We start from the raw sequence: 11,398 nt of genomic DNA, 5'->3' as shown, positions 1-11,398 counted from the left end.
GATAAACGCAGATAATTTCAGGGTGTTTTCCGATTTTTGCAATTCAAGTCTATTAGTTATTAGCAACTCTGGACACGGCAATGCCCTTGGACTACCCCAAAATAATCAATCGCACTCGATGAGAGATGTAACCATCGCCAGATTAATTGTAGGGACTAAGGCACTCGCGGTGTCCTGACTGTGGGTAATATGAATTCCGATGCCACCGGATTTGATATTACTGCTTGTTGAAACCGATCGCACGCTCCGTCCAATACTCTGTTATAGTTGCAACCTTTTAAATGTGGAATCACGTCAATAACCTGCGATCGATGTCACCGTCAATACCAGCAATTATCAAAATAATCTTGTTTTTTTCAACTTGGATTGTTGTGTGGCTTCCAGCAGCAATTATACTGGCGATCGCCCTAAAATGGCATCCGCCCCAACCTTTGGGCAACAAAAAACTGCCTTTACTGGCTTCCCTCTACTTAATTGTTCCCTTAATTTTGTGGGCGACAACTTGGAGCGAAGGCGCATCTTTTGCCGATTGGGGTTGGGATTGGCAAACTGGAACTTTCATATCCTCGCTGCTGGGATTAACATTAGCAGTAGTCAGCTTAGCAGTTTTGTTCGGCGTACAATTAACCGCCGGTTGGATCGAACTGCAAAACAGCCAAGTTCAAACCGAAACAGGGGAAACAATCATTAATCCTTGGGATGCAATTCTCAAGCCTTCAACTCTGGTGACTCTGTTATTAGCAGTGTGGATTAGCGCCACAGAAGAGTTAATTTTTCGCGGCTGTTTGCAAAATCTACTCCAGCAAGATTACTCAATATTAACCGCAGGTGCGATCGCCAGTTTCATTTTTGCGATCGCCCACCTAATTTGGGCACCCAAAGAAACTATACCGCAACTACCGGGCTTGTGGCTGATGGGCATGGTTTTAACCTTAGCCCGCATCGCCGACAATGGCAGTTTAGGATTAGCGATCGGACTGCACGCCGGATGGATTTGGGGTATAACTACCGTAGATACAGAAGCCATAATTAATCCCACAGGCCGCATACCCGAATGGATTACAGGAATAGCAGCCAAACCTTTAGCTGGTTTAGCCGGAATCCTGTTATTGCTAGCAACAGCAGCCGTACTGTCGTTAATGTAAATAAGACTTATTGCCAACAATAAATCAAAGGTTTGATCGTTCGGAATGCGAGTCCGCATAATCCAGAGGACTCGCATTCCGAACGCTCGAACCAATCTGATTGTGGTAGTTCACTTCAAAAATGATAGATCACAAAGCAAATCAAAGGTTCGATCGTTCGGAATGCGAGTCCGCATAATCCAGAGGACTAAAGTCCTCACTACAAACAGCGTTAATCTGCGGTTAAAAGTCTAAAATTAATTCAAATGTCGATCGATCGTCACAATCGAAATTGGATTCAGCGGATCGAAACGAGTCAAACTCCCCGCAGAAACAGAACGCGATAACTGCACCTGAACAATTCGGTAACTCCAGAACGGTTCTCGGCGCACCCGATCGCCAATCCAGCTCAAAACAGTAGCAATATCCTCAAAAACATCCAAAGCTAGGACGATAGAGCCTCCAGCGAGCAGCCGCAGAGCGCAAACGCCCAAAATTTTAGTCAACCCTCCACCGCTACCACCGATAAAAATCCGGTGCGGCGGACGCAAGCGGTGCAAGATTTCCGGGGCCCTTCCGTGAATCGAGAACATATTTTGCAGCCCAAAACGGCGACAATTGAGTTCGATCGCAGAAGTACCAGAAACCGTTTGTTCGATCGCATATACCTCAGACTGCGGGAATAAACGAGCAATCTCGATCGACACAGAACCGTTACCAGCACCCACATCCCAGACAACTTGTTCCGGTTGCAAAGCCAATTGTGCCAGCACCAACACCCGCACCTCCCGTTCCACCGTCAAACCAGGCCTGTCGCCACAACCGATAAAAGCTGCATCAGGAATGCCCAACAAAGGCAACTTTCCCAAATCCAAAGCTTCTGTCGGCGGCGACTGCCGCAGCAGCACCACCACGCTCAGAGGTGCAAATTCCTCTCCCAGCAAAGCTTCCAGAGACCTGTAACCCACGCGCTCTTCGGCGGAACCCAAATTTTCGCCAACCCAAAACTGGTAGCGTGTGGGCAAATCCAGAGCTTTCACCAAACTTGCTACCGCCGCCGGAGTGCGAGTTTCGTCTGCGAGTACCGCAATTTTCTCAACACCCAACTTGAGTTTGGCCGTCAGTTCCTCAAAAAAACGTCCTTGGGAACCCACAAAATGAGTATCCTGCCAAGGGATGTGCAAGCGGTTAAAGGCCAACTGCACGCAGCTTACATGGGGGTGAAAAGTCAATTTATCCGGCGGCAGTTGGGAAATGAGCAACTTTCCCCAGCCGTGGAACAGCGGGTCTCCGGCTACTAAAATTACAATTAGTTGATGCGAGGGGGTGGAGGGGGGCGAAAAAGTGCCTGCATCTGGCTCTACATTCGCATCTGCGGCCAACCAACGCCTAATTTCCAGAATTGCTTCGGTTAAATCTTCCAACGCCCAGCGCTCGCAGGATTGCTGGGGAAAATAGCTCAAATGGATCTCGCTCCCGACTAAGAGAGCGGCCTTTTTTACAACCTGCCGCGCCGAGGAGCTCAGCCCAGCAGCTCCATCTAAACCTATACCAACTACGTGTACTGTCACTTTTTCAACTCAAAGGAAAAAACCAGACTTACTAATTTTTTGTCAATAACCTAATTATGGATTGAAAGCAACTGCCCAGCGATCGTCTGCGTTTGGACTGTAGGATCGCCCTTTATGGGATGCGATCGCAAATCTGCCGATCGCCTGCCTCCACTGCAACATTATGCTTGAGATAATCCTTTAGCCAGTTGCATCCCCGCGCGATTAACTGCTCAAAATCTAGGATTTCAGCATTCCAGAACTCAACCTGCGCATCATCACTCACCGAAACCAGAGTTTTGCCATCTGGACTGAAGCTAACGTTCCAAAAAGGATAACCGCGTCCTTGGATTGTTTGGATCTCTTGCCCTGTTTCAATATTCCACAACCGAATTCTGCCCTCATCACTGCTAGAGGCAAGGGTTTTACCGTCAGGAGTAAAGCTGAGTCCTGTCACACCAGCAGAATGTCCGATGAATGTTTTCAATTCATGACCGTCTAGCGTCCAGAGTTTAATCGTTCTGTCATGACTTGCCGAAGCAATAGTTTTGCCATCGGGGCTAAACCGGACACGTACAACATAGTTGCTGTGTCCCTGAAATGTTTTCAGGAGTTGTCCCTGAAGGTTCCAAAGCTCGATCGTACCATCGTGATGACCGGAGGCAAGAAACTTACCATCGGGGCTGAAACTCACACTCCAAACTTTACCCGCATTTGCCCTGAGCGTTTTCAATTCTCCACCGTCAATCTGCCACAGCTTAATAGTGCGATCGTAACTGGCAGTTGCCAGGATTTGCCCATCAGGACTAAAACTAACATCAGTAACTTCTTTGCTGTGTCCGTTGAAGGTTTTTAGGAGTTGCCCTTGAAGGTTCCAAAGTTTGATAGTTTTGTCGTAACTAGCAGCCGCGATCGTTTTACCATCTGGACTAAAACAGAGACTCCCGATGCGGTTCCATTCTTGGCTACTCTTGGCACTAATTGTGGCTAGTGCTTTCCCCTGCCAATTCCACAGTCGAATTCTCCGATCGTCTCCGGCTGTGGCAATGATTTTGTGATTGGGACTAACGCTCACACTCCATAGAGAATCGGTATGTCCATGTAAGGTCTGATGATTTTGATTAATCAGTCTCCACAACCTGACCGTATCATCCCCTCCAGCAGTAGCAATAGACTGACCGTCGGGGCTAAAACTAACTGCAATAACTTCAGTATGGTGCCCTTTGAATGTTTTGAGTTCTCTTCCCTCTAGATTCCACAATTTGACAGTCGCATCGGCACTTGTCGAAGCAATTGTTTGACCGTCAGGACTGAAACGCACCCCAATGGCAGAATTATTGTGTTTGCCGATCGTCCTAATTTCTTTTCCTTCTAAATTCCACAATTTGACCCGTGTATCTCCACCTGCGGTGGCAATGAACTGACCGTCGGGACTAAAAGTAACGCCAAAAATCGATTGGGGACCTGCCTGGAAACTTTCGATCTCTTGCCCATCCATACTCCAAAGCTTCACCGTTCCTCCCAAATCTGCGGAGACAATCTTTTGTCCGTCCGGACTGCAACTGATGCTCCAAACATCATACTTGTGTCCCGTAAGAGTTTTGACTTTTTGTCCGTTGATTTGCCAAAGTTTGACCGTATGATTCGCACCAGATGCAACAATTACTTGACCATTAGAACTGAAACAAAGGTCAGCCAGCAAACTCTCTTCATCGCCACCAGGAAATGTCATCATTTTTTTGCCATCCACAGTCCATAGCTTGACCTTTTTGTCGGCACTGATGGCTGCAATCTGTTTACCATCCGGGCTAAACTTCACACTTCTAAAAAGTTGATTTTGCCCCGACATTTGTTGAAGTTCTCGTCCATCCACACTCCATAACCTAACTGTATTATCTTCACTGGCAGTCGCCAGGGTTTTACCATCTGGACTAAAGTCTACGCTTCTGACTTTATCGTTGTGTCCTTCTAAACGATTGCGTTCGCTAATTTGGAACATGACTCGCTGCAATGCCAATTGGACGGACGATCGAGTCTCAGCATCTGCCCGAGGTACTGCGTTCAATTCAGTAGCGGCTTTCATGGCGGCAAGCAGTGCATCTAGTTCCTGACTAGCATTCAATGAGGCTGTGGAAGCCAGACTGAAGGATTTTATTCTCTCCTGTTGCGCAGTTCGGAGCATTTCTCCAGCCAATAATCCTGCCGCGATCGCACTCAACAAAGCCACAATTAGGATGACATTCCCTACTCGGATGCGTCGCTTTGCTTTGCCGTTTGCTTGTTGCAGGACTTGATTAGCATCCGACAAAACTTCATTCGCCTCTGCCAGGATTCTAGAAGCTTCGGCTTCTGTCTCAAGTTTTTGTTGCAAATCGCGTTGTTCTAAAGCTCGACTTGCTGACAAAAAGTTATAATCTTCGTCGCTGAGGCTTTTATCCTCTGCCCACTCCAGGGATTGCCGCAATACCTGTCCCCGCAACAGCCATGATTCTTCTTGTCCGTTGGCTGCCAGCCAACCTGATAAAGCAGTCGCATAAAAATCAGGACGCAGGCTAGTTGATTCTTGTTGAACCCAAGCCAAGTTAAACACCGTCGCATAAATGCGGTTATAAACGCAGAGTTTGTCTTGTTGCTTGACCACCAATCCTGACAATTGTAACTCCAGTCGATCGGGACTGTCTTCTACAGGAATCGAGTTGAATTGTAAAATTTGCTGGTATAGTCCAAGCAGGCGACCTCTACGCTGTCCGCTACCTCGAATGCGATCGCGAATTGTCCTCAAATGCGGTGGAGTATCCTGAGATTCCCAATTTTCAACAATATATTTTTGAACCAATTGCTCGATATTGGGATGGCAATTTTCGGCTTTTTCTGCTACCAACTTACATAACTTTTGAGTGAGAAACGGTTGTCCGCCCGTCCAATCCAAAATTTCTTGTAAAACGGCTGTTGGCTTCTCTACTTTTCCGACTAATCCCTGAGTTAATGGTGACTTAGCTTCTGCCAACTTAAATCCGGTCAAATCGATCGATCGACCAATATTAAAGGGAGTTATTTGCTTATCAACAATCAGGTCGCATGGTGTGGCAACTCCCAACAGACAAAAGGTCAAGCGATTATAGATGGGATTGTGCGATCGTTGCTCGTAGCAAGCGCGAATTAAAGCAAATAGATCGTCGGTTGAAAAATTTAAGCTCTTAACGTTATCAATTTCTTCTAAAAAAATACAGACTCTAGGACTAGCAACTTTGACCAATAGAACATCTTCAATAAAAAGGCTGAGTTGTTGAATGGCAGAAAGTTCTGCTTGTTCTTTTCTCCAAGTCTTCAAATCAAACGTTCCTGAAAGCTTGAAAACTCTGACCAATTCCACGACTAAACCTTTATACCATTGGTCAGCCGTCACTTGCTTAGCACCCAGCTTGGTCACATCCACTGCCGCGCAAGCAATTTTTTTAGCTTCTAGCAGTTGCATAGTTCTTGCTTTTAAGCTCGACTTCCCCATCTGCCGAGAGTTAAACACATAGCAAAATTCACCCGCTGCCAATGCCTCCAATAATTCCCGATCGGCCTGCCGCGTTACATAACAAAGTGCATTTGGCGGTAAGCTTCCCCCAACTTTGTATTCATAGTCACTGTCGTAGCGAGTGTTCATCATTTTCTTTACATTGGAAAACTCAACTCTTAAGAAAGATTGGTGCTGAAATACTGACGATATAACTCGCAACTTGGTGTTACTTGGTTGCCATTAAGATGCACGATTCCCATGCTATCCAACTGATAGACAGTTACGGATTCTAACTGAATAGGGCTTTGTGCAGTCACGACCTGTTTCAAGGCGAATGCTAATTCTGGTTGCTGTTTTAAATTGCCTAAGCAACACCGCAAATGGTCGCTATAAACTCCAGCATGGGTTGAAGCATCTTGCAGCAATTGCTGAAGTGTCATATCCTGACGAGCAAGGTGATACAATGCCAGTCGAATCAGATAGGGATGCCCTCCAATCATCGCCGTTAACGGTTCGGTCGTTTCCACAGTCCAAGTTAAGCCATGTAACTGAGCTAGCGTCTGAACTTGCTGTTGATTAAATGGTGGCAATCTCAGGGGTAGCCCAACATTAAATGGAGATTGATGGATATTTAAGGAGATATATACTTCTGTTGAGTGAGCGATGACTAATCGAAGTTTTCGCCAACTTTTTTGGAGTGTGGCTTCTTCATGCCATTCTCGCAGCAAAGCTAAAAAATCTTCAGCAATATCGGGATAGTTAAAAACAGTATCAATTTCGTCTAAGCTGAGGACTAAATTCGTCTCTAACTGTTCTAATAAATGGCTTTCAAAGTATCCAGTACAGCTTACCTTACTACCAATTTCTTCATCCCAGTAGTCATCAAGCTTTGGTTCTAGGTTCAGTTGTCGGCTCACATTCAAACAAAACCATCGTAAAAATTTATTTAAGCTTGTAAAAACTGTTTTTTCAGCTTTTCGCAGGTTCATGCGAACAACTTGATAATTTTGTTGAGTCGCATAAGCCAACACTCGATTGAGTAAAGAGGTTTTCCCCATTTTTCTGGGTCCTCTGATCCGAATCAGAGAACCGGGCTTCAAAATTTCCTTGTAACAGTCGGACTCGATCGGAGGACGTTCGACATAAAAAGGAGAATCCAGTCCTAAAGGTCCTTCTGGAAATTCTAAGACCGTGCAATTCCATGTTCGCGTTGATGAAATTACAGCAGTCATCGGGTTTTGCCATGCCCTCTTGAGTGCCTGTCGGAAGTTCTTCTTTGTTACTTCTTCGCCTAATGCTGCTGACAGTTTTTTCCACAAGCGATATCCCACATCTCCACTGATGTAGTTCTCAGTCAGAAATAACTGTTCGGCAATCTTTCCATAACTTTTACCTTCCCACGCGCCTCGAAGCACCTCGTTCTCAACATCACTGAGGTGTCTTCCAGTATGTTTTAATACCAGTGTATTAACCAGGTTTTGGGTTTGTTCCCAAGACAGTTCTGTTTCAGCATTCATGGCTTAGATCGGCAAGATGAATACCTTTAGTTATATCACGAATCGATCGGCAAATCAATTGGGTTGCTGCACCTGATTTTTCCAGACTTTTTGCTTTAAATGTAATTGGCAATCCTGAACTTTTCCTGTTTTTTATCTGTTTATTTATCAATATATCGATTGCAAACTCCAGAAGTTTCCCAGTTATCATATCGAGTTTTTCCAAGCAAGATATGAATTATGAAGCGCCAAATAAGACGCCGATTGAGTAGTCGTTCTTTCTCTTAATTATTAAACATATAACGCTTCGACATGACTCATGTACGAGATTAGCAAGTCAACGCATTGAGTCACACTGAACATTTGAAGTGTGCATTTACTGACAAAATCTATTTTGTAGGAATCCTAGTATGAACGCTAAAAAAACAATGGTGAATTTTGCAGCAGTAAGTTTCCTGTGTGCTATTTCGACAGTTGCACTTGCAGGAATCAAGCAGACCCAGTTCTACTTTGAAAGTCCAAAAGAAGGCTGGTGGTTTGCTGGTGGTGCTGGACTTGATAACGGTAAAAATCTTGAACACAGTGGAAAGGGTAACGGATGGGTGCGTAATACGTCAGGATGGAATGCAGTCAACAACTGGGCTAACGTTCAACCAAACAGTGAATGTACTGTGGCTGCATGGTTAAGAACATCCAATACTCTAACTGATGGCTATATGTCAGTACGCCGTCTCAACAGTGATGGTAGTGTAGGCAGTGTAATTAATGAGGTTAAGTTGGTTGGTGCAGGTTCTCCCAATCCTCAACACAGAAACTACAACCGCTACATCTTCAACTTCAACTCCGGTTCAAACACTAAAGTTCTTTTCTACGTTGGTCTTTGGGGTAATGCAAAAGATTCGTGGATTCAGGTTGACGACGCAGTAGTTTCCTGTCCAACGCCATTCTGACGATCGCAATAGTCTGTGTTCAGGGGGAAACCAATTTGAGGTTTACAGTCCACAAAAGTCAATGAATCAGGATCTAGAAAGTCAGCTAGCGCCATTTCTAGCACCAATTTGAAGTCTAATCAATCGTTTACAAAACTTACATTGAGGTAAATTATGGCTGTCAATCATAAGGTTCCGTATTTCAGTCAAGAAGATAACGAAATTCAACCTTGGCGCACTTGCGGTGCTACAAGTGCCGCAATGTGTTTGAAATACTTTCAAGTTGCAGATTTAGGCCCCTTTGGACAGTACGAAGATGATGTTAAAAAACGTTTCGATCGGCTGGGAATAGATCACGGTTCTCCCGATGGCATCAAAAGAGTATTAGAGGGTTTAGGGTTGAGAGATAACTTGACATTGACGGGAAGTCTTTCAGACATCACTCGCTCTCTCGATTCTGGCGAAATCTGTATATTGCATGGTTTTTGGACAAATTCGGGTCACATTCTAGTTATTCGCGGTTACAACAACAACGGTGACTTTTTTGTGAACGATCCAGGCGGAGAATGGTTCTACTCAGGCTATCGGAAAAATTCCCCATTTTCACCAGATAACAAGGGCGAAAATAAGATATACAGTCGTAAATTGATATCCGCCGCTGGCAATGCTTTTGGTTTGCGTCAAGCTTTATCTTTTTATGACACTTGGGACAGCAGCAAGATCGAATCTACTGCAACAATGTGGCTGCACCGAATTTCTAAATAGCTCTGAATAATCCTGGGTTTGCAATCGATCTAACGTCCGGTTAATTCCCTCAAATAAAAAAGGTTTGTAGTGAGGACTTTAGTCCGCATTGTTCTCAAATCTGCAACAAAGGACAGAAGTCCAGATTGCAAACCTATAGTGGTTATATAACCGTACAATATCTGACATTCTGCTTCCAGGGTGAATCTACAGAAAATCATTATTACTACTTGGAGGTCTGAATATGGCAATTGAAAAAGTTGAGTTACAAATCAATGACGGGATTATTGATACCCCTCACCTGATTGATGATGTCGAAATCCTGCAAAGACGCTTGAAAGATTGGGGATTATTACCAAAAGATGCCAAAATTGACGGACTTTTTGGGTCTGTTACTAAGGCAGCAGTGGAGCAATTTCAACGGATGCGCCCCGCCGATCGCAGCAAATTTGTCCCAGGTGGGTTAAAGGTAACAGGCAAAGTCGATCGTAATACTTGGGCTGAGTTGCTGAAGGTGAAACCCGAAGCAATAACAATAGTTACTCGCACACCCAAGATTTGGGATATGCCCCGTGGTTTCTCTAGCGTTGATAATATTTTAGATATTGCTCAATGCCCATCGGAAATCCGCCCCTTTGCTAAGAAAAATTTGCCTTTAGTTCTCAATCAATGTCTGGATAATGGCGTCATCGATCGCGGGCAAATTGCCTATGTTTTCGCAACCGCCGAACATGAATCCCATTTCGGACGCTTCATGATGGAATTAGCTGATGGGTGGGATTATGAAGATCGCGATGATTTAGGAAATACTGAACCGGGCGATGGTCCTCGTTTCAAAGGCCGAGGTTTTGTCCAAATTACAGGTCGTCGCAACTATCGAATCTGGAGTGAAAAACTCGGAATTAATTTGATCGATCGTCCAGAAAAAGCTGCTCTCCCTGAAATTGCTGCCCTGATTCTAGTTCGGGGAATGCGCGACGGTAGTTTTACTGGTGTAGGTTTGAGCGATTTCATTGCGGGCGATAGTCGCGATTTCTTCAACGCCAGGACAATAGTGAATGGACGGGACAAAGCCGATCTCGTCGCGCAGTTTGCTGAGTATTATTTCAAAGCGATTGCCTAAAAATCAAACAATTTGTAGTCATTTTAGGAGGTTAATCACATGATACTAAATCCCGGCTATTCATCCTGTTGATGATGCGGTATGGTGCGTCGCTAATGTATAGTTGCGAATAGCCAAGATTGTCGTAGCGACGCACCTTACTTTTACTGATTGTTATTTCAAATTTGAGTTTTTTAAAGTTTTTAAACATATGTCTTTAATTATTGTGGAACAGGCATCTTGCCTGTTGTTAACAGCCTTTTTGGGAGATGTCTAATAGACATCTTCCATAATTATTGTGGAACAGGCATCCTGCGACGCAAGGAAACCCAACATCAAAAATCGATGGTTTTGTTGGATTTCGCTCTCGTCTCAATCCAACCTACAATGTTGATCAGTAAGCTCACCTCCAGGAATTCTAGTCTGCGTCTAGGGGTAAACCGATTTGAGGTTTACAGTCCACAAAAGTCAATGAATCAGGATCTATAAAGTCAGCTAGCGCCATTTCTAGCACCAAAGTGTCAAACGGTATAGTCTGAACTACAATGCTAGAAATTCCGATACAGATAGGATGGCAATATTTTGAAATGGATTTAAGACAAGTAAATCTCGATCGCCAGTGACAATGTAATCGGCATTTCCATTCACAGCAAGTTCCAGAAATTTATCGTCTTTAGGATCGCGACAGACTGAAAAGGATTGAATAATTTCTACAGTTTCCACGACTGCGATTAGATCGTTGAGAAAGTCAGTCCGCGAAGATTTTGAGAGATAGCGATCGAACTTTGGACGGTTGAAGATGTCCTGAAGCTCAGCAAGTGTAGCTGTAGACATCATAATTTGTCCAGTTGTCATTGCCTTGTCAAAGGCTTGACGGGGAGAAGAGTTCTGGTTCTTCCTTACTTGGTATGCTAAACTAACAGTTAAAATGCCAAGTAAGCAAAC

At 44.5% G+C, this 11,398-nt stretch carries 8 protein-coding genes; 4 read left to right on the top strand and 4 right to left on the bottom strand.

The window, feature by feature from the left end; genetic code table 11:
* Positions 1–281 precede the first annotated feature (281 nt).
* Complete coding sequence (locus QT974_RS22395) at positions 282–1,145, top strand: CPBP family intramembrane glutamic endopeptidase (RefSeq protein WP_333470626.1); 864 nt, start codon at positions 282–284, stop codon at positions 1,143–1,145.
* A 236-nt stretch (positions 1,146–1,381) separates the two neighbouring features.
* Here the strand turns inward: QT974_RS22395 and cbiE are convergent, their stop codons facing one another.
* The 3 genes from cbiE to QT974_RS22380 all read right to left on the bottom strand — a co-directional run bounded on the left by cbiE (position 1,382) and on the right by QT974_RS22380 (position 7,699).
* On the bottom strand, positions 1,382–2,695 hold the full coding sequence (cbiE, locus tag QT974_RS22390; RefSeq protein ID WP_333470625.1) for a precorrin-6y C5,15-methyltransferase (decarboxylating) subunit CbiE: 1,314 nt from the start codon (positions 2,693–2,695) through the stop codon (positions 1,382–1,384).
* Between the two features lie 112 nt (positions 2,696–2,807).
* The gene (locus QT974_RS22385) at positions 2,808–6,332 is read right to left on the bottom strand and encodes an AAA-like domain-containing protein (RefSeq protein WP_333470624.1); all 3,525 of its coding nucleotides are present in this window, start codon (positions 6,330–6,332) and stop codon (positions 2,808–2,810) included.
* 26 nt (positions 6,333–6,358) lie between these two features.
* Positions 6,359–7,699 (bottom strand): AAA-like domain-containing protein, encoded by a 1,341-nt coding sequence (locus QT974_RS22380; protein ID WP_333470623.1) that lies wholly within the window; start codon positions 7,697–7,699, stop codon positions 6,359–6,361.
* A gap of 389 nt (positions 7,700–8,088) precedes the next feature.
* On the opposite strand from QT974_RS22380, the gene QT974_RS22375 reads away from it, so the two are divergent.
* From QT974_RS22375 to QT974_RS22365, 3 genes are all read left to right on the top strand, one after another.
* On the top strand, positions 8,089–8,628 hold the full coding sequence (locus QT974_RS22375) for a hypothetical protein (RefSeq protein ID WP_333470622.1): 540 nt from the start codon (positions 8,089–8,091) through the stop codon (positions 8,626–8,628).
* Between the two features lie 153 nt (positions 8,629–8,781).
* Positions 8,782–9,372 (top strand): C39 family peptidase, encoded by a 591-nt coding sequence (locus QT974_RS22370; RefSeq protein ID WP_333470621.1) that lies wholly within the window; start codon positions 8,782–8,784, stop codon positions 9,370–9,372.
* A 223-nt stretch (positions 9,373–9,595) separates the two neighbouring features.
* Positions 9,596–10,474, top strand: a complete 879-nt coding sequence (locus QT974_RS22365; RefSeq protein ID WP_333470620.1) for a peptidoglycan-binding protein — start codon at positions 9,596–9,598, stop codon at positions 10,472–10,474.
* Positions 10,475–10,993: 519 nt separating this feature from the next.
* Here QT974_RS22365 and QT974_RS22360 read toward each other — a convergent pair.
* Positions 10,994–11,398: putative toxin-antitoxin system toxin component, PIN family (locus QT974_RS22360; RefSeq protein WP_333470619.1), on the bottom strand; the 405-nt coding region annotated here is incomplete at its 5' end.

The organism is Microcoleus sp. BM001215392 (genome assembly GCF_036700185.1).
Lineage (GTDB): Bacteria > Cyanobacteriota > Cyanobacteriia > Cyanobacteriales > Microcoleaceae > Microcoleus.
The sequence above is the reverse complement of the archived record's forward strand: the minus strand, read 5'-3'. Positions and strand labels throughout refer to the sequence as shown.

Excerpts from the sequence above, each read along its gene's own strand:
- QT974_RS22395 (WP_333470626.1), top strand. The coding sequence starts at position 282 with ATGTGGAATCACGTCAATAACCTGCGATCGATGTCACCGTCAATACCA.
- QT974_RS22385 (WP_333470624.1), bottom strand. The coding sequence starts at position 6,332 with ATGATGAACACTCGCTACGACAGTGACTATGAATACAAAGTTGGGGGA.
- QT974_RS22380 (WP_333470623.1), bottom strand. The coding sequence starts at position 7,699 with ATGAATGCTGAAACAGAACTGTCTTGGGAACAAACCCAAAACCTGGTT.
- QT974_RS22375 (WP_333470622.1), top strand. The coding sequence starts at position 8,089 with ATGAACGCTAAAAAAACAATGGTGAATTTTGCAGCAGTAAGTTTCCTG.
- QT974_RS22370 (WP_333470621.1), top strand. The coding sequence starts at position 8,782 with ATGGCTGTCAATCATAAGGTTCCGTATTTCAGTCAAGAAGATAACGAA.
- QT974_RS22365 (WP_333470620.1), top strand. The coding sequence starts at position 9,596 with ATGGCAATTGAAAAAGTTGAGTTACAAATCAATGACGGGATTATTGAT.